The 19,159-nt window shown below is 57.9% G+C and carries 16 protein-coding genes; 4 read left to right on the top strand and 12 right to left on the bottom strand.

Annotated features, from left to right (window positions below):
- Positions 1 to 75 precede the first annotated feature (75 nt).
- The 3 genes from C4J93_RS05130 to C4J93_RS05120 form a co-directional block, all read right to left on the bottom strand.
- Positions 76 to 810 carry a response regulator gene (locus tag C4J93_RS05130; RefSeq protein WP_256660141.1) on the bottom strand — a complete coding sequence of 245 codons (735 nt, stop codon included), beginning with the start codon at positions 808 to 810 and terminating at the stop codon, positions 76 to 78.
- A gap of 308 nt (positions 811 to 1,118) precedes the next feature.
- Positions 1,119 to 2,393 (bottom strand): CynX/NimT family MFS transporter, encoded by a 1,275-nt coding sequence (locus C4J93_RS05125; protein ID WP_124365920.1) that lies wholly within the window; start codon positions 2,391 to 2,393, stop codon positions 1,119 to 1,121.
- Positions 2,383 to 3,042, bottom strand: coding sequence for a FadR/GntR family transcriptional regulator (locus C4J93_RS05120; protein WP_124428743.1), 660 nt, complete (start codon positions 3,040 to 3,042; stop codon positions 2,383 to 2,385). The genes C4J93_RS05125 and C4J93_RS05120 overlap by 11 nt, the downstream gene beginning before the upstream one ends.
- A gap of 159 nt (positions 3,043 to 3,201) precedes the next feature.
- Between C4J93_RS05120 and C4J93_RS05115 the strand changes: the two genes are divergently transcribed.
- Positions 3,202 to 3,513: a type II toxin-antitoxin system MqsR family toxin gene (locus tag C4J93_RS05115; protein WP_124428742.1), complete on the top strand. Its 312-nt coding sequence runs from the start codon at positions 3,202 to 3,204 to the stop codon at positions 3,511 to 3,513.
- Complete coding sequence (locus C4J93_RS05110) at positions 3,510 to 3,992, top strand: type II toxin-antitoxin system MqsA family antitoxin (protein WP_124428741.1); 483 nt, start codon at positions 3,510 to 3,512, stop codon at positions 3,990 to 3,992. Before C4J93_RS05115 ends, C4J93_RS05110 begins: the two co-directional genes overlap by 4 nt.
- A gap of 50 nt (positions 3,993 to 4,042) precedes the next feature.
- Here C4J93_RS05110 and C4J93_RS05105 read toward each other — a convergent pair whose 3' ends face one another.
- The 4 genes from C4J93_RS05105 to C4J93_RS05090 all read right to left on the bottom strand — a co-directional run bounded on the left by C4J93_RS05105 (position 4,043) and on the right by C4J93_RS05090 (position 8,212).
- Entirely contained in the window at positions 4,043 to 4,807 is a 765-nt protein-coding gene (locus C4J93_RS05105; RefSeq protein WP_003171943.1) for an amino acid ABC transporter ATP-binding protein, read from the bottom strand.
- Positions 4,808 to 4,818: 11 nt separating this feature from the next.
- On the bottom strand, positions 4,819 to 5,916 hold the full coding sequence (locus C4J93_RS05100) for an amino acid ABC transporter permease (RefSeq protein WP_124361406.1): 1,098 nt from the start codon (positions 5,914 to 5,916) through the stop codon (positions 4,819 to 4,821).
- A gap of 10 nt (positions 5,917 to 5,926) precedes the next feature.
- Positions 5,927 to 7,108: an amino acid ABC transporter permease gene (locus C4J93_RS05095; protein ID WP_124361405.1), complete on the bottom strand. Its 1,182-nt coding sequence runs from the start codon at positions 7,106 to 7,108 to the stop codon at positions 5,927 to 5,929.
- Positions 7,109 to 7,180: 72 nt separating this feature from the next.
- On the bottom strand, positions 7,181 to 8,212 hold the full coding sequence (locus C4J93_RS05090) for an amino acid ABC transporter substrate-binding protein (RefSeq protein ID WP_048723770.1): 1,032 nt from the start codon (positions 8,210 to 8,212) through the stop codon (positions 7,181 to 7,183).
- 345 nt (positions 8,213 to 8,557) lie between these two features.
- On the opposite strand from C4J93_RS05090, the gene C4J93_RS05085 reads away from it, so the two are divergent.
- On the top strand, positions 8,558 to 9,214 hold the full coding sequence (locus C4J93_RS05085) for an alpha/beta hydrolase (RefSeq protein ID WP_124428740.1): 657 nt from the start codon (positions 8,558 to 8,560) through the stop codon (positions 9,212 to 9,214).
- Positions 9,215 to 9,309: 95 nt separating this feature from the next.
- Positions 9,310 to 10,776: an ATP-dependent RNA helicase RhlB gene (rhlB, locus tag C4J93_RS05080; RefSeq protein WP_124428739.1), complete on the top strand. Its 1,467-nt coding sequence runs from the start codon at positions 9,310 to 9,312 to the stop codon at positions 10,774 to 10,776.
- Positions 10,777 to 10,837: 61 nt separating this feature from the next.
- On the opposite strand, the gene C4J93_RS05075 is transcribed toward rhlB, so the two are convergent.
- The 5 genes from C4J93_RS05075 to moaC all read right to left on the bottom strand — a co-directional run bounded on the left by C4J93_RS05075 (position 10,838) and on the right by moaC (position 19,139).
- Positions 10,838 to 15,727 carry an RHS repeat-associated core domain-containing protein gene (locus C4J93_RS05075; RefSeq protein ID WP_124428738.1) on the bottom strand — a complete coding sequence of 1,630 codons (4,890 nt, stop codon included), beginning with the start codon at positions 15,725 to 15,727 and terminating at the stop codon, positions 10,838 to 10,840.
- Positions 15,728 to 15,766: 39 nt separating this feature from the next.
- On the bottom strand, positions 15,767 to 17,734 hold the full coding sequence (locus C4J93_RS05070; RefSeq protein ID WP_124369717.1) for a hypothetical protein: 1,968 nt from the start codon (positions 17,732 to 17,734) through the stop codon (positions 15,767 to 15,769).
- A gap of 237 nt (positions 17,735 to 17,971) precedes the next feature.
- On the bottom strand, positions 17,972 to 18,424 hold the full coding sequence (gene moaE, locus C4J93_RS05065; protein ID WP_124428737.1) for a molybdopterin synthase catalytic subunit MoaE: 453 nt from the start codon (positions 18,422 to 18,424) through the stop codon (positions 17,972 to 17,974).
- 2 nt (positions 18,425 to 18,426) lie between these two features.
- Positions 18,427 to 18,669, bottom strand: coding sequence for a molybdopterin converting factor subunit 1 (gene moaD / locus C4J93_RS05060; protein WP_124403149.1), 243 nt, complete (start codon positions 18,667 to 18,669; stop codon positions 18,427 to 18,429).
- Positions 18,666 to 19,139, bottom strand: a complete 474-nt coding sequence (moaC, locus tag C4J93_RS05055) for a cyclic pyranopterin monophosphate synthase MoaC (RefSeq protein WP_124428736.1) — start codon at positions 19,137 to 19,139, stop codon at positions 18,666 to 18,668. Before moaC ends, moaD begins: the two co-directional genes overlap by 4 nt.
- Positions 19,140 to 19,159: the final 20 nt, after the last annotated feature.

Raw genomic sequence — 19,159 nt, 5'->3', positions numbered from 1 at the left:
TTTTGCCTACAAAACAACAGGAAAACACCTACAGTCAAGCTCACTCGGAAACGAAAAGCCCTTGCAGGCGCGGATTCAGAGACGGGACAAGTATTCGAGATAAACGCACAAACGTGCCTGGAACAGCTCCAGTTGCACCGAGTGGGAAGCAACATCGCCGGACTGGACCTGCTCGATCAATTGCGTGGCAGTGGACTCAAGGTCGCTGCCGCCCAGAAATACCAGGCTACCCACCAGGCGATGCAGGCGCTCGGCAGCCAGTGAGGCGTTCAGCGTTGAACGGGCGTGGCGCAAGACGCGATAGTCTTCCCAGGCTTCCACCAGCAGGCCTTCGAGCAGTTGATCGACGATCGCGTCGCTGCCAAACGTCGCGACAAGCGTGGCGCGGGTTGGCCAGCCAGGGGCTGGGGCAGTCTCCTGGCCGGCTTGCGGAGCATCACTGCCAGGCAGCCAGTGCATCAGCACGGCGTGCAATTGTTCCAGGGTCAGTGGTTTGAGCAGCCAGGCATCCATGCCCGCTTCGCGACAGCGCCGGGGGGTATCGTTTTGCAGATTGGCGGTCAAGGCAATGATCGGTACTCGCCTCAATCCGTGGTCGTGCTCATGCTGGCGAATGGCGCTGGCCATGCTGTAACCATCCATAAACGGCATCTGACAATCGCAGATCACCAAATCAAAGGGCCGGCGGGTAAACGCCTTCAGCCCCATGAACCCATCGGCGGCCAATTCGTACCCCAGGCCCAGCTTCTGCAACATCCAGCCCAACAGCAGCCGGTAGGCTGAATGATCCTCCACCACCAGGATATTCATGTGCTGCCAATGAAGCGGGGGGACAACCGGCGGATCTGGTTTACGGCTCGCTCCTGGGGTTGAACCTTGCGGCGAAACCATCACTCCCTCTCCATGGCTATTGATCCAGCGGCAACCTGTGACACTGATGCAATCGCCATGAGGGCCCAGTGCAGGAATGATTGCCTAATCCTGTTGGGCGTTATCGACCAGAAACAGATAACCTTTTGAGTGATTGAAAGCCGATACAACAACTACGAAAAAGCCACCATCCACTGGCAGAGCACTGGAGTGGCGTGCCATGCAGGCACTGTCGAAAGTGTCTGCCTTCAGACTTTCTCGCTGGTGACGTTTACGTAGCGTGCACGACCGGCGCCAAGGCCCGCGATAATCGCGCCGAGTCCGATCACGGCGAAGATCCAACCGATCGCCGTCCAGCCGCCAGTCCAGTCATGCACCAGGCCGACCGCAAACGGGCCCATCGACGCGAGGGTGTAGCCAATGCCCTGGGCCATGCCTGACAGGTTGGCGGCGACATGGGAGTCCCGGGAGCGCAGCACGATCAAGGTCAGCGCCAGGCTGAAGGTACCGCCCTGCCCCAGGCCCAGCAGAATCGCCCAGCCCCACAGGCCATCCAGTGGCGCATACAGGCAACCGAACAGACCGCCGAGCGTCAGCAGCATCACCACCACGATTGCCAGGCGCTGGTCCTTGCCGCGTGTGGCCAGCCACGGCGCGGCCAGGGAACTGAACAACTGCAGGATGATCGAGCCCGACAGCGCCAGCCCGGCCTCGGTGGCGCTCAAGCCGCGACCGATCAGGATCGACGGCAACCAGCCGAACACGATGTAGGCCAGGGAGGATTGCAGGCCCATGTACACGGTGACCTGCCAGGCCAGCGGGTCGCGCAGCAAGCCCTTGACCCGGTAAGCCACCTGATGGGCGCTGTGTTTCTGGCCGACCTGGGGCAACCAGAACAGCGCCGCCACCAGGGCCGGGACCATCCAGAAGCCCAGGCCGATGGCCCAACTGCCCGCGAAATAATGGCTCAAGGGCACGGTCGCGCCAGCAGCCAGGGCCGCGCCCAGGCACAGGGCCATGGAGTAGACACCGGTCATGGCGCCGGCCTGCCTGGCGAAATCACGCTTGACGATGCCCGGCAGCAACACACCGATGATGCCGATGCTCGCACCGGCCAGCAGGCTACCGGCGAACAGCCCGAACTCCCCGAGAGAACTGCGCAGGATGATGCCGCCGGCGAGTGTCAGCAGAATCCCCAGGACCACGCGCTCGGCGCCAAAACGCCGGGCCAGGATCGGCGCCAGCGGCGCGAACAGCCCCAGGCACAGCACCGGCAAGGTGGTCAGCAAACCGGCCCTGGCCCCCGACAAACCCAGGCTGGCGGACACTTCGCTGAGCAGCGGCGACAGGCTCGACAACGCCGGGCGCAGGTTCAACGCCACCAGGACCAGGCCGAGCAGCAACAGCCACGGCCGGCTGACCACCGGCTCGTGCTGCTGGACCAGCTCGTCGTCGGCTTCGGCATCGATCAGCAGTTCTTCCAGTTCGGTTGCGCGTTGTTTGTTTGGGGCTTCAAGGTTCATTGATCAACTGCCGGCAGAGGGATTTGGCGCGTTCCGGGTCTTGGTGCTCCACGGCGTCGAGCAGGGCGACATGCAGGTCGAACACGGCCTGGCGACGCGGCGAGGTGTTCAGGGTCTGGCGCAGTTGGGCGCCGACGATGCTTGAAAAATAAAGGTACAGCTCGCTTAGGGCTGGGTTGTGCGCCGCGTCCACCAAGCATTGGTGGAACACCAGGTCGGCGCTGATGTAGGCCTCCAGTTCACCGTGATACAACGCGGCGCTGGCCTGGAGAGCTTGGCGTAGCGCGACGAGGTCGTCATCGCTACGGCGCAACGCCGCGAGCCCGATGGCTTCCACTTCGAGGATCTGCCGCGTTTCCTGCGCCTGTTCCAGCGAGCAATGGGACAACGCACGCATCGCCCCCAGCGGGTCGGTCATCGAACGCAAATAGCTGCCATCGCCCTGGCGGATTTCGATCAAGCCGGAAAACGCCAATACACGCATGGCCTCTCGTACGGTGTTGCGGCTGATGCCTAGCTCGGCGGAGAGCTCCGGTTCGGTGGGCAGGCGTTCGCCGATGGCCCATTTTCCTTCGGTTATGCGCCAACGCAACTGCTCCAGGGCTTGGTCCACCAGGGAGCGTTTGATCAACGGGGCGATGTCTGTCATGAGCTTTACGCTTTCGTCCAATCATAGGATGAATTTTCCTACAGCCTATTCGGAGTTGCCTACAAAGGCAAAGCACTAGGATTTTCAGGCAGGAAAAAGAACAGAATTTTCGATTGGTAAAATTACCCTCAGAGGGTAATTATTGGACTCAGGTGTCTTATGGAAAAGTACACACCTCATTACGATCTGGCGGTGATCAAGGCGGATGTCAGGCGGCTCGGAAAGCGGGCCTTTACGCTCGCGGCAAAGGAAACGGGTTGGCGTCTCGGCCTCGACATCCCTGAGATGCAAGAGGTCATTTTCGAATTGCAAAACAGGATGTTGTACAAATCAATGACCACCTATGCCGATCATCGGGTGTGGCAGGACGTGTATCACATCAATTCACACGGTCTGGAGATTTACATCAAGGTCACTTACTGCTCAGTCGGTAACCCTCCAGTGATCTCCTTTAAGAAGAAGAGCTCATGAGAACTCAACATTGCTTCATCTGCGGTGCACCCGACGCTATGACGCGCTTCGAAAACCGCAGCGAAACCCTGCGTGTCAACGGTATGGAGCGGCGTGTCGATAATTTGTCGGGTTGGGAATGCCAGCAGTGTGGGGACGGCATGCATGATCCTGACAGCGCTGAGCGCCACGGCGCGGCCGGTGATGAACTCGTCCACGCCGCACGGCAAATGATCGGCACCGAAATGAAACGCATCCGTCGCAAGCTGCATCTTACGCAAAAGGAAACGGTGGAGCTGCTATCCGGTGGCGGTCACAACGCTTTTTCACGCTACGAGCGCGGCGAGCTTCTGCCCTCCAAACCCTTGGTGCTGCTGATGCGGCTATTGGATCGATACCCGCACTTACTTGCCGATGCCAGAATATTGGCCGAAGGCGCTGACATGCGGGGCTTCACTCATACCGTGAACACAGGGCATAAGGCGCTCAAGGCCTCCTGAACAGACAAAAATAAACCCGGCCAGGCCGGGTTTATTTTTTCAAGCATCGATCAATGCAGAATCTGGCTCAAGAACAACTTGGTCCGATCGTTCTGCGGGTTGTCGAAGAAATCATTCGGCGCCGCCTGTTCTACGATCTCGCCCTTGTCCATGAAGATCACGCGATTGGCCACGGTGCGGGCAAAGCCCATTTCGTGGGTCACGCACAACATGGTCATGCCGTCTTCGGCCAAGCCGATCATGGTGTCGAGTACTTCTTTCACCATTTCCGGGTCGAGGGCCGAGGTCGGCTCATCGAACAGCATGATTTTCGGCTTCATGCACAGCGCGCGGGCAATCGCCACGCGCTGTTGCTGGCCGCCGGAAAGTTGCCCCGGAAACTTGTGGGCCTGCTCCGGAATGCGCACGCGCTCAAGGTAGTGCATGGCGATTTCTTCGGCCTTGCGCTTGGGCATCTTGCGCACCCACATCGGCGCCAGCGTGCAGTTCTGCAGGATGGTCAGGTGCGGGAACAGGTTGAAGTGCTGGAACACCATGCCGACCTCACGGCGGATCGCCTCGATCTGCTTGAGGTCGTTGGTCAATTCCACGCCATCGACCACGATGCGGCCCTGCTGGTGTTCTTCCAGACGGTTGAGGCAGCGGATGGTGGTGGATTTGCCCGAACCCGACGGGCCGCACAGCACGATACGCTCGCCCTGCTTGACGTTGAGGTTGATGTCTTTCAACACATGGAACTGGCCGTACCATTTGTTGACGCCCTGCATCTGGATAATGCCTTCAGGGCTCACAGGCTGTTTGATCGCTTCGCTCATCACATCAACTCCTAACGCTTGTGGCCTGTGTCGAGCTTGTGTTCCAAATGAATGGAATAGCGCGACATACCAAAACAGAAAATCCAGAACACCAGGGCGGCGAACACATAGCCTTCAGTGGCCATGCCCAGCCATTTCGGGTCGGCGGCAGCTTGCTTGACGCTGTTGAGCAGGTCGAACAGGCCGATAATGATCACAAGGCTTGTGTCCTTGAACAACGCGATAAACGTGTTGACGATGCCGGGGATCACCATCTTCAAGGCTTGCGGCAGGATCACCAGGCCCATCGAACGCCAGTAGCCGAGGCCCATCGCTGCGGCCGCTTCGTACTGGCCCTTGGGAATCGCCTGCAAACCCCCGCGCACCACTTCAGCCACATAGGCCGACTGGAACAGGATCACGCCGATCAACGCCCGCAGCAGCTTGTCGATACCCATGCCTTCGGGCAGGAACAACGGCAGCATCACCGAGGACATGAACAGCACGGTGATCAACGGCACGCCGCGCCAGAATTCGATGAAGGTCACGCAGACCACACGAATGGCCGGCATGTTCGAACGCCGCCCCAGCGCCAACATGATGCCCAGGGGCAAGGCGCCGGCGATGCCGACGGTGGCGATCACCAGGGTCAGCATCAGGCCGCCCCATTGGCTGGTCGCCACGTTGGTCAGGCCGAAGATCCCGCCATGCAGCAGGAAGAACGCGATGATCGGGTACAGCACCAGAAAGCTCAGGCCGTAGACCGCCTTGCGTTGAAAACGCGAGATGAACAACGGCGCCACGCCGACGATGGCCAGCCATACGGTGAGGTCCACGCGCCAGCGCAGGTCGCCGGGGTAGTAACCGTACATGAACTGCCCGAAGCGCTGTTGGATGAACACCCAGCAGGCGCCCTCCTTGGTGCAATCGGCGCGCGTGGTGCCGACCCAGTTGGCGTCGATGATCGCCCAGCTCAGAATCGGCGGCACCACCAGGTAGATCAGGTAGAACGCCAACAAGGTCAGCAGGGTATTGAGCCAACTGGAAAACAGGTTGGCGCGCATCCATGCCATCGGCCCGAAGACTTTGCTCGGCGGCGGCATATCAGGTTTGAACGTATGCGAACTCATGCAGGTTTCCTCACCGCTCGATCAGCGCAATGCGCTTGTTGTACCAGTTCATCAGCAGGGAAATGCTGATGCTGATCGCCAGGTACACGCTCATGGTGATGGCAATGACTTCGATGGCCTGGCCGGTCTGGTTGAGCACCGTGCCGGCAAACAGCGAAACCATTTCCGGGTAACCGATACCGGCGGCCAGCGAAGAGTTTTTCGCCAGGTTCAGGTATTGGCTGGTCAACGGCGGAATGATCACGCGCAACGCTTGCGGGATGATGACCTTGCGCAACGTCGGCCCGGGGCGCAGGCCCAGGGAACGCGCCGCTTCGGTCTGGCCGTGGCTGACGGACTTGATACCCGAGCGCACGATCTCCGCGATAAACGCCGCGGTATAAACCGTCAGCGCCAGGGTCAGTGCCAACAGTTCGGGAATCAACACCCAGCCGCCAACGAAGTTGAAGCCTTTGAGCTCCGGCATTTCCCAGTGCAGCGGCGCGCCGAAGATCAATGCGCACAACGCCGGGATCACAATGAACAACGCCAGGCCCACCCAGAATTTATGGAAAGGTACGCCGGTGGCTTCAAAGCGCTTGTTGGCCCAGCGCGCCATCAGCACGATTGCCGCAATCGCCACCACGACGCTGACCACAAACGGCCAGAAACCGTCAGCGGCAAGCGCTGCCGGCATATTCAGGCCACGACTGCTGACAAAAAAGGTATCGCCGAAGTTATGGCTGTTACGCGGCCCCGGCATGGTCAGGAACACCGCGAAGTACCAGAACAGGATCTGCAGCAGCGGCGGAATGTTGCGGAACACTTCCACATACACCGTCGCCAGCTTGTTGATCATCCAGTTCGGCGACAGACGCGCCACGCCAATGACGAACCCGAGCAGGGTCGCCAGGATCACGCCGATAAAGGTCACCAGCAGGGTGTTGAGCAAACCGATCACAAACACCCGGGCATAGCTGTCCGATTCGGTGTAGTCGATCAAATGCTGCGCGATGCCAAAGCCGGCACTGCGCTCAAGGAAGTCGAAACCCGAGGTAATACCCCGGTGCTGCAGGTTGGTCTGGGTGTTATTGAAGAGGTACCAGCCCAGCGAGACCACCGCCACTATCGTGATGATCTGGAAGAGCCACGCACGCACTTTGGGATCGCTGAAGCTGAGCTTCTGCTTGGGTGCGCCGATTTGATTTTGCATGAAGTGCCCCGGAAAGAATGGAACAGAACATCACCCGGCGGTTGGCCCACCGGGTGACAGAACCATCAGCGATCAGCGCACAGGAGGTGCGTATTGAATGCCGCCGGCGTTCCACAGGGCGTTCAGGCCACGGTCGATTTCCAGCGGGGTGCTCTTGCCCAGGTTGCGCTCGAACACTTCCCCGTAGTTACCGACTTGCTTGACGATCTGTACGACCCAGTCTTTCTTCACTTTCAGGTCTTTGCCGTATTCGCCGTCAGCACCGAGCAGACGCGCGACGTCCGGATTCTTGGTGGACTTGGCTTCAGCTTCGACGTTTTTCGACGTGATGCCGGCTTCTTCAGCGTTGAGCATGGCGTAGCCAACCCAGCGCACGATGGCCAGCCACTCGTCGTCGCCATTACGCACGACCGGGCCCAGCGGTTCCTTGGAAATCGTTTCCGGCAGGACCACGTAGTCCTTCGGCGCGGCCAGCTTGCTGCGCTGGGCGAACAGTTGGGACTTGTCGGAGGTCAGTACGTCGCAACGCCCGGATTCCAGCGACTTGGCGCTTTCATCGGAGGTGTCGAAGGTGATCGGGGTGTATTTGAGGTTGTTGCCACGGAAGTAGTCGGAAACGTTCAGCTCGGTGGTGGTACCGGCCTGGATGCAAATGGTTGCACCGTCCAGTTCCTTGGCGCTTTTCACGCCCAGCTTGTTGTTAACCAGGAAGCCAATGCCGTCGTAGTAGGTGATGAAGCCCGGGAATTTCAGGCCCATGCCCGCATCGCGGGAGCTGGTCATGGTGGTGTTGCGCGACAGGATGTCGACTTCGCCCGATTGAAGCGCGGTGAAACGCTCCTTGGCGTTCAACTGGCTGAACTTGACCTTGGTTGCGTCACCGAAAACGGCGGCGGCCACGGCGCGGCACACGTCAGCGTCGATCCCGAGGATCTTGCCGCTGGCATCCGGCACCGAGAAACCCGGCAGGCCGTCACTCACGCCACATTGCACGAAGCCTTTCTTCTGCACGGCATCCAGGGTGGCGCCAGCTTGGGCAAAACCACTGACACCCAATACAGCGGCCGCGGTCACGATGGCCAGAGTGGATTTCAATACCTTCATTCAAACCTCCAGTTGCTCTTGTTGTGTCGGAGCTCCAACCTCAGCGCACCCTTATGAGGCGATATCGACCCGTGTTGGCTTTTTTTGGGGTCGAGCAGCATGAGATTTTTGCGGTAATTCCAGTTGCTTTCCCACAAGCGGCAGTCACTGATAGTGTTACCGCCCTAGGAGAGTTCTGACATCGACCTACACATAGCAAGGCCCGTACCAGAGTGCTGGCTGAGCCGCTGATGGCGATGTTCAATGGCAAAAGATTCACCCTTGCGACATTCTCTTAACAGATCAACCTGTCGCGCACCGTTCCGACGCACTCAATCGGAGCGCCCGCACAGCTATGGAGCAGACATGACCGAACCCTTGATCCTTGAGCCCGCCAAGCCCGCAGATGCCTGTGTTATCTGGCTGCATGGCCTTGGCGCCGACCGCTACGACTTCTTGCCCGTAGCCGAAGCACTGCAGCAAACTTTACTGACCACCCGCTTCGTTTTGCCCCAGGCGCCCACCCGTGCGGTGACGATCAATGGTGGCTACGAGATGCCGAGTTGGTACGACATCAGGGCCATGAGCCCAGCCCGTTCCATCAGCCTGGAAGAACTGGAAGCGTCGACCACAATGGTCACGGATTTGATCGAGGCGCAGAAGAGAACCGGGATAGACGCTTCGCGGGTTTTCCTGGCGGGCTTTTCCCAGGGCGGCGCAGTGGTTTTCCACACTGCGTTTAAACAATGGCAGGGCCCGCTGGGTGGCGTGATCGCCCTCTCCACTTACGCGCCAACCTTCGACGATACGCTGGAATTATCCGCCAGCCAGCAACGCATCCCTGTCCTGTGCCTGCATGGCCAGTATGACGAGGTGGTGCAAAACGCCATGGGCCGCAGCGCCTACGAGCATTTAAAGCACCGTAGTGTCACCGTGACATGGCAGGAATACCCAATGGGCCACGAAGTGTTACCCGAAGAGATACGCGATATCCGCACCTGGCTGACCGAGCGCCTGCGCTGAAACCCGCGTTGATGTAGTTGTATGACAGACGCACTACGCCGCGCCCGATTCTTGCATTACACTGGCCGGCGTACATTCCTTAACCAATTAATGAGATGACCGTGCTCAAAGCACTCAAGAAAATGTTCGGCAAAAGCGAGGCTGAGCCGCTCGCGCCTGTTCCCAGTGCTCCCGCTCCCAAGCCCGGCAACCGCAATGACGGCAGGCAGCCCGAGCGGATCGCACCTGCCGCCGCACCGAAAACAGTCTCGGTGACGCCGCCCGAACAGGCCGAGCCCGCAGAGACCCTCGCCGCGCCTGTCGCCAAACCACGCCGCGAACGCGCGCCCAAGCCGCCCGTGACGCCGTGGAAACTCGAAGACTTCGTCGTCGAGCCCCAGGAAGGCAAAACCCGCTTCCATGACTTCAACCTGGCCCCGGAACTGATGCACGCCATCCAGGACCTGGGCTTCCCGTACTGCACGCCGATCCAGGCGCAGGTGCTGGGCTTTACCCTCGCCGGCAAAGATGCCATCGGCCGTGCCCAGACCGGCACCGGCAAGACCGCCGCGTTCCTGATCTCGATCATCACCCAGCTGCTGCAGACGCCGCCGCCGAAAGAGCGCTACATGGGCGAGCCGCGCGCGCTGATCATCGCCCCTACCCGGGAGCTGGTGGTGCAGATCGCCAAAGACGCTGCCGACTTGACCAAGTACACCGGCCTCAACGTGATGACGTTCGTCGGCGGCATGGACTTCGACAAACAGCTCAAGCACCTCGAGGCCCGTCATTGCGACATCCTCGTCGCGACCCCAGGCCGCCTGCTCGACTTCAACCAGCGCGGCGACGTGCACCTGGACATGGTCGAAGTGATGGTGCTGGACGAAGCCGACCGCATGCTCGACATGGGCTTCATCCCACAGGTGCGTCAGATCATTCGCCAGACCCCGCCAAAGGCCGAGCGCCAGACCCTGCTGTTCTCCGCGACCTTCACCGAAGACGTGATGAACCTCGCCAAGCAGTGGACCACCGACCCGTCCATCGTCGAAATCGAAGCACTCAACGTCGCCAGCGAAAACGTCGAACAACACATCTACGCCGTCGCCGGTGCCGACAAGTACAAGCTGCTCTACAACCTGATCAACGACAACGGTTGGGAGCGCGTGATGGTATTTGCCAACCGCAAGGACGAAGTGCGCCGCATCGAAGAGCGCCTGGTGCGTGATGGCGTCAACGCCGCGCAACTGTCGGGCGACGTGCCGCAGCACAAGCGCATCAAGACCCTGGAAGGCTTTCGCGAAGGCAAGATCCGCGTGCTGGTGGCCACCGATGTGGCGGGCCGCGGGATTCACATCGACGGCATCAGCCACGTGATCAACTTCACCCTGCCGGAAATGCCGGACGACTATGTGCACCGCATTGGCCGCACCGGCCGTGCGGGTGCGGCGGGCGTTTCGATCAGCTTTGCCGGGGAAGATGACTCGTATCAGCTGCCGTCGATCGAGACGCTGCTGGGGCGCAAGATCAGTTGCGAGACGCCACCGACGCATCTGTTGCGGGCTGTGGAACGTAAGCACCCGTAAGGAACATGCCCCTGTGGAGCGAACTCGCTCCACAGGGGCGCCACGCCGACAAATGCTGGCACTACCCCCGATACAATTCCCCCATGATGGGCTGGCGAACGCGCGACGCCTCGTCTCTGAATGCCTGGTAGTAGCCGGCAGTGCCGCTCGGCATATCGACCAACCGCCTAACAGCAGGTTGCGATTGGGGCTGGGTCGAATCAGCCCCGCCATCCCCGCCCCCCTGCGATGCGGGTGTGACCGGCGAGAAGAATCTACTTTCGATCGAGCGACCAAGGTTAGTAAACCTCAACACCGCCCGCGTAGCCCCGAAAGTCTGGCTGAATCGGGTGATGCCGGTTTTATCAGTGAACTTGTAGGTTAAGCCCACCATACGCTTGCCTGCGGCGGATAGCGCAGTGCCGATGGGTGCGTTTTTCAGTGTGCCGACACCTGAAAACTTTGCAGCAGCAGAACTGTAGGCCATATGCGCCGAGGTATAGGCCCCCGCCACACTCACTGCCAATGAGGCCAAAGAGAATCCGAAGGATGCCCAACCAAGATTTCGGATGTGGCCCGAACGGTCCCACCCCATGGCTTTGTCGACCTCGGCAATAGTCATCGCTGTGATACTCAGCGTCCCGTTTACCAGACCAAGCCCCGCCCCGACAGTAAGCGCTGTCTTGGAGGCAATAACCCACGCCGCTGCGGCTGCCGTAGCCGCAACGGCAGTCGCAGCGGCTGCGGCGCCCGCCCCGGCCAAAGTTCCGGTAGCGGCTGGCACCGCCACAGCCGTCGCCGTCGTTAGAGCCGCTGCGAGTCCCGTAGCCATAGACGCTGCCCCATACACCGCCACCGCTCCCGAAAGAGCAACTGCCCCAAACCCCAGTGTTACTACCGACAGCGCCAACGCAACGCCGGTCAACGTCCACTTCAACCAAGTTGGCAACAACCCGCTGGGGTCCATCAGGTTGATCGGGTTACCGGCACAATAGGCGTAGCTATTGATTCCCCCCTCATCAAATGGACTCAACGGATCGGGCTGCAAGAACATCATCAGGTCTGGGTCGTAGGCACGCTGCCCGTTGCCCAGGAAATACAGGTTGATCGCCGCATCCAGGCGCTGGCCGTTGAATGCAGGCAGTTGCAAATCGGCCATGGTGCGGGGTTTACCGTCATCCAGAGGGATCTGCGTATCACCATAAGGCGTGTAGTGGCGACCCACATGTGGCTGGCCCGGGGACGAAATCCCGCGGACGCTGCCGGCGGCATCGTTCATATGCAGTTGCGGGCCTTCCACCCCGCCAGTACGCGCCATCACTTGGTCCGCACCGTCGAAGTAGCGAATCTTCCTGCTGCCTTCAACCAGGGTATCAAGGCGGTCCCCGGCGTATGCCAGCATCACGGGCGGCTCATTGCTGCGGGCAGCGACGACCTGCCGGGCTTCGGCATCGTACCGATAGCTATAATTGAAGGCATTGGCCTGCACAGCAGTCAGTTGCTCGAAACCATCATAGGTATAGGCCTGGCCTGCAGGACTCGCCTGCAAGTTGCCGGCGGCATCATAGGCCGCTGTGAAACTCTGTACCGGAAGCGTGTGGGTCAGGCGGGTCAGTTGGGTGGGGTCGGCGCCGGTGAAAAAACGCTCGCACGTATCTTGGGTGCCATCGGCAAAAGTGGTCACTACCCGTGTGATGTTATTGAGGTTATTGAGGTTATCAAAGCTGAAGTCTTGCCCGGTGATGGCACGCCCCAGTCGATCCTTCGGATGTTCAAGGCCTTCACAGCGGTAGGTTCTAAGTCGCAGGTAGGCATCGTAGGCGAAGGTTTCACCGATCACCACCTGCGAACTTGCATTCCGGAGAAACCGAGTCGCCAACATACTGTTGGTGTGATAGGTGCTGCTCATCACCTGCAACAGCGCGCCGTTTTGCTCAAAGCGGCGCTCGGCTTCCCGCCCCAGCGAATCGTAGGACACCTTGGTAACGACTCGCGTATTGTCATAGGCGGTGGTCAGGCTATCGGGTCGGCCCAACGTATCGTAGGACTGTTCAATGACCATGGGTCCGGTGGTCATCCGGGAGAATCGTCCGTGGGTATCGTACTCAAGTAGGCTGCTCTGGCCATCGGCAGCCGTTTGATGAAGCAGGCGCCCTGCCGGGGAATAGCTGTACTGCGCGGTCAAGGTGGTGCCGCTGGCGGTTTGAACGTCCTTTTCGGTATGGCCGTTGGCATCCAGAAAGAACTCATGGATAAGGCCATTGGTCTCCGAACGGGTCAACGCTCCGTTAATCGGGTCATGCCGATAGGTGCTCACGGGGAGCCCTGTCATCTCAATCCGACTCGCTACATCCAACTCCTTGTCATAGGTCAGGCTCTGACGAACTCCACGGGGGGTCACCATGGCGATCGGCTCGATCCACCCCGCCTCATACTCCCAGGTCGTAGCCTGCCCCGTCCCTCGCGCCTGGCTGGTCATTCGGCCCAGGCTGTCGTAAGTGCGCGTCCCCAGCCGCCTGCCATCGACTGTAATCGCAGTGGCCAGTTCAGCGCTGGTACCTGGGGCATAGTCCGTTTTGCGCAGCCGCTGCGGGGTACCATCTACCGGTTTTTGAAGAACCGTCTGCAGTCGGCCAAACGTATCGTAGGCATATTCAGTACTGTTTTTGTTGACGTCCAGTACCGACAGGCATCGGCCCAGGCCATCGTAGGTGCGCGACTCCACTTCGACTTTATTATTATTGGCGTCCAGCCGTTCCACCTTTATCGGTTGGTTATGCGCATTGAAATAGCTCACCAGCCGCTCACCGCCTGCAACGCCTTCCTCTGTTTGATTCAGCAGCGGGTCGTACTCATTGATCTCGACGCTGCCATCAGAACGAGCCACACGGCTGGCATTGCCCCAACGGTTGTAGGAATGGGTGCTCTTCAGTGAAATCTGTCGGTCGGCCAGGTAATCGAAATTGACCGTCTCCACGGTTTGCCCAAGCGCGTCATACCGCCACGTTGCGGTGGCACGCTCCTGGTCCTGGTTCGGGCCAATCAGTTGAGCCTCGGATACCTGACGACCAGCGCCGTCGAAGTAGGTAATGGCCTTGTTACCTTGTGCATCCGTGGTGATCAGATGGGCCCGTTTAGCCTGCGTCGCAAAATGGTAGGCATAGCGTCGACTCGCTTGCAGTGGTTTTCCAGGGGAAACCGTTTCTTCCGTCAGCCGGCCGCTTATATCAAACGCCAAGGCGAGAGTGCTGCCACCGTCTCGCGCCATCGACAGCAGGCGTCGATTGAGCAGCGAAAGCGTGCGTACCGCCTCAAGCCACTGCCCCTCGCGCCCCGTCAGGCGTCGGGTTTCCACAAGATTGTCACCTGTAACGGTGTAACTGAAATCACTGACCAATACCTGCCCGTCGACCGTACTGATGCTGCTCTTCAGCCGGCCAGCCAACTCGCCGGGGGTTTCGTAGTAGCTTTGCTGCATCGAAAATACACCGGCCTGGCTGCTCGACTGCTGCAGAACAAAGTAACTGCTGCCCGTCTGCGGCACGCGGGTATGGGTGTACTCCGTGAGCACGGGTGCAGGCGTGCCTCCCACAGGTATGAGGCGCTCTTGCTTGAGGTAGCGCGGGAATAAATTATGAGGGTCAGCCGGGCACTTGCCGCTCTCGCCGGCAATCGGGTAATAGGTGTATTCGGTGCGAATCCCGGATGCCTCGGTGCGGCTTAGTTCGTTGCCGTAGTCGTCTGTCTCGATCTGCTGGATTTCTTCACGCGCCGTGCCACCGGCCACCAGTTCATAGCGCTTGGTGATGGTTTTCGGCAGTTGGAGGTTGGGGGGCTGGGCGGGGAACAGGCCGGGGACCACGTTATAGGCGATGGTAGTCTTGGCCCGCGTACCTTCACGCAATACCGATTCTTCGGTCAGCAGGTGGAACTTGTTGTAGGTGGTATAGGTAACGGTCAGCACGGCATTGTCATTTGCCGAGTCGATGACTTGCTCCTTAGTCCAATAGTCATAGGCGCCGCCAATCAGATACAGATTGTCCTCCCCTTCATGAAAACCAGCGGAATAGGGGAACCCGGTAAAATTTGTGCCAGAACTATAACTATAAGTCCGGATCATGGGAGGTTGATTGGCACCTGGGGTTTGCGTCCAACTGGACACCCGAGGGATGAACTGGTTATTGCCATATTGATGGCCGTTCTCGGTGTAGCTGATCCGTTCATCCCCGCCCATAGGCAGTTGCATCCGCTCGATCGCCACCAGGCCATTACGAAACGGTGTCCGGTAGGTAAATTGATAGGCCGCGATCTCAGGTGGGCCACTACGGTCATAAGGTGCGGTAACACTGGTGAGGCGAGCATTGGTCTGAGTAAACCGCATGCGCGCGTAACGACCACCCTCCACTCGCGCATCAGCCGTTTGCAGGGCTCCACTCGCATAGGTCAGCACCAGCAACTCTTCCTGCTTGTGATTGAGAACCCGCTCGAGAGCGCCGCCCGCGGCGTAGCGGAAGGTGAACACTTCACCATTTTCGAATCGTATGGAAGTGATCCGATAAGGGAGTGTGCTGCTGGTACGCTGCAAAACTTCGACAGTGCCATCCCGATAAATCACATGGAGTGTGGTTTCATCTGTGCGTCTTACTACCAGATCTTTAAGTTTTCGATCTTTGAACACCATCACGCCGCCAACTGAAGGCATACCTTGTGTTTTAAACTGCTCGCCGCTGAGCAAGGTAAGTTGGGCGTTGCTGAGATCAAACTGCGTATTACTCAGCCGCCAACCCAATCCATATGGCGTACTTTCAGAGCTGAGCATGGAGAATGACAAAACAATGCTGCGACTGACTTCAATAGGCCCTTGAGGGGAGAATTGCGCCAAACGGATCTGGCATCCATATTGACCTGTACGCGGATCGACTGAACCGCTTAAGTACGAGGAAAAATTAAATGCATTGGAATAGACATTCATGTCAAGCTCCTGCGCTCAAGAAAAATCACGGCAATTTAATCAGTTCTCATAATCCAACAACTCAATATTATTTCCACGTCGTTGCATCGTATATGCATGCATGCAACCATAATTATCCAGCAGGCGCCAAGGTGTTCTGGCGTCTCCCTCAGGCATGCCTTTCTTACCGGAAACCCACATCGCACGCATAATCGTATTTACTCGATTAAATGGCACTCTGTGAGTAGGATCTGGCAATGTTCTGTGAATATCATAAATCTTAGGATTTGCTCCAGGGATATCGTGCCCTATGACGACGCCAACCTTTCTATAATGCTTGTCAGCTCTATGAACGAAGGTTGTCTGAAAGTATATTCCCTCATCAAAGAGCCACATAGGTGAGTCCAGCCCCATTTGGGAGACAAACTTCAATCCCGGCGGTGGCAGCCAATACCAAACATCAATATCGGTATCCGTACTAAACTCCCAATAAGCATGATCCACAGTACGTACAAGATCAGCAACCCTTACTCGAAATGGTTGCCGAGGCGAAATATGCACCCAACTATCGAAATTGATTTCAGCATCAGAAAAGTTTGTAGTATAAACCTTGCCATCTATAACGATTCTGGCCATTAACCTTCTGGCCTCCATTGAGGCGCCCGTCTCTAAACGCATAAAACGATCAATTATCTCTATAGCATTCGGCAACCCCATTTTTTGCGTAATTTGCTCCTCTGCCTCATCCCCTTTTCCGCCTTCTACACTTCGATTCCACAGTCCGATCTCATATATATTTCGAGCTGTATCGCACGCCCACCCGGCAGGCAAAGGCTCATTCGCATTAGCCGAATACAGCGTGATCGTAGCACTGTCTTTCTCATCCGCCCGTGGCCGTACTTCCTCCCAAAGTCCATCAACTCCTTCCTGCTCCACACTGAGTTCAATAGAAACTTTGCATTGGTGGCGGCTATTGGCATATAGCGCATCAGTTGTATCCTGGCCATTGGTAAGGATGATTTTTAAGTGTCTAGGCCGCCGTTTCAATTGAACGGGTTCGACTGTCAGGCGGTTACCACCTTCAGCAGGCACAATCTTGAACGCATGAGTCGTTCCGAAATTATCTCGCAGGTACCATCTACTCTGTGTATCGCGCTGCGGAAGGTCCGGTATCGGAGTAGTAAGTTTAACGGCGCACATGACGCGACTATTCAATCGTCGAACAATCGGATTTACATTCGGATCGACTGACGGAAGATTCTGGTGGATCATATTCAAACGCAATTCTTCATCGGGTCGGTGTTTGAAGACGCCCCCTTTGAATATTCCCGCCAAACCATAAGACGTTTGAAAAAAAGTCCCTTCATTTGGTACCTGCAACGGCTCGACCAATCCATAACTATGAACAAAATACAAGCCGTTCACACCCTCCCAGTAGTACATATCCACATCAACGGCATACGCACTCAAAGCGTCGTAGTCAGTTATCAAGTCAAGTTCTGTAGAGAGCAATACGGGCGGCGCGACGGGAGCAATAAACACCGACGACTGAAAGTCAGTCGGGTATTCGGAATAGCTACGGGTGACGCCTTCGCCATCCAACATAATGGTTGCCATTAACTGTATAGGTTCAAGTGATGAAATCTCCTCGACGCGCACATATCGGCGGATAATTTCTATACGCGGATCAACAATAACACTATTTGGCCCAGGCCCGCCTGGTGCTTCCCCCGTGCGATTCCAAAGCCCTGAATCGTATTCATTTTTCTCGGTATCGAAGGCCCACCCGACCGCTTCACTTTGATCCACCGACATTAATACAGGTACGATTTTTATACTAGCGCGCTCGCTATCAGTTAACGCGACATTGTTCCATGAACCCAGCCTCCCTATAACCTCTTTTAAAACTTCAACAACAATTTCAACCTGATGATGCCCATTGGCATACAGCGCATCCGTATAGTCGGTACCGTCAGCAAACCTGACTTTAAAGTGTGAAAGTCTCATATTATTTGATTGTCTGATCATTTTACTCTCCAAAACTCAATATCAGCCGACGCACAGAGACTGGTCAAAATCAATTCGATTGAGAAACATCACACACTTAAATGCGGGGTGTTTAAGGAGATTAGAGATCAATAAAAAAACAAAGGTAACTGTCAGAATTGACAGTCAGATAGATCAAATCGAAATAGTTTAATAAGGCGTCATAATCGTAAACACCAGCGATGGCTACTTATTTATGCAAGCACCACCGACTGAAAGTCAGGCTTTCCAACGATCCGCCGCCACATGATCACTGTCCCGCCCTTCCACCCAGCGCGGCCCTTCACTGGTGTTTTCCTTCTTCCAGAACGGCGCGCGGGTCTTCAGGTAGTCCATCACAAATGCACAGGCATCGAATGCGGCCTGGCGGTGGGCGCTGGCGGCGGCTACAAAGACAATGGGCTCGCCGGGTTCCAGGGCACCGATGCGGTGCAGCACCTCCAATTTGAGCAGCGGCCAGCGTTGCTCGGCCTCGACGGCGATCTTGGCCAGGGCCTTTTCGGTCATGCCGGGATAATGCTCCAGGAACATCCCCGCCACTTCGCGGCCATCATTGAAATCGCGCACATAGCCAACAAAGCTCACCACCGCGCCCACGCCCACATTGGCCGCATGCATCGCGTTGACCTCGGCGCCGGGATCAAAGGCTTCGACCCGCACACGAATAGCCATGTTCAGCCTCCGGTCACGGGTGGGAAAAAGGCGACTTCATCACCGGCCTGCAACGGCTCGTCGAGGGAGCACAGCTCCTGATTGCGAGCACACATCAGGCTGGTTTCGTTGAGCACTTTAAAGTCCGGCTCAACCGCCAACGCTTGGCGCACGGCGTCGACCGTCGCGAAGTCGCCTTCCATCTCCAGCGAATCCAGGCCAATCGCTTCGCTGTAGCGCGCAAAAAACAATACGTTGATGCTCATGCCTGGTCCGCCTTGAAATGCCCGCTTTTACCGCCAAGCTTTTCCAGCAGGCGAATACTTTCGATGGTCATGCCCCGGTCCACGGCCTTGCACATGTCGTAGATCGTCAGCGCCGCGACGCTGGCGGCGGTCAGGGCCTCCATCTCCACGCCGGTCTGGCCGGAGAGTTTGCAGCGCGCCAGGATGTACACGGCATCGGCGCCGTCGGCACGCAGTTCGACCTTGACGCCGGTAAGCATCAGCGGGTGGCACAGAGGGATCAGGTCACTGGTTTTCTTTGCCGCCTGGATCCCGGCGATGCGGGCCACGGCGAACACGTCGCCCTTGGGGTGGGCGCCGTCGACAATCATTTGCAGGGTGCCGGGCAGCATGCGCACCCGCGCTTCGGCCACCGCTTCACGGAACGTCACGGCTTTGTCGGTGACGTCGACCATATGGGCGCGACCTTGGGAATCTAGATGAGTCAGCACAGGGATACTCCTGATCAGGA

This window comes from Pseudomonas sp. R2-37-08W, from assembly GCF_003851705.1.
GTDB lineage: Bacteria > Pseudomonadota > Gammaproteobacteria > Pseudomonadales > Pseudomonadaceae > Aquipseudomonas.
This window is presented reverse-complemented; position numbering and strand designations above follow the sequence as displayed.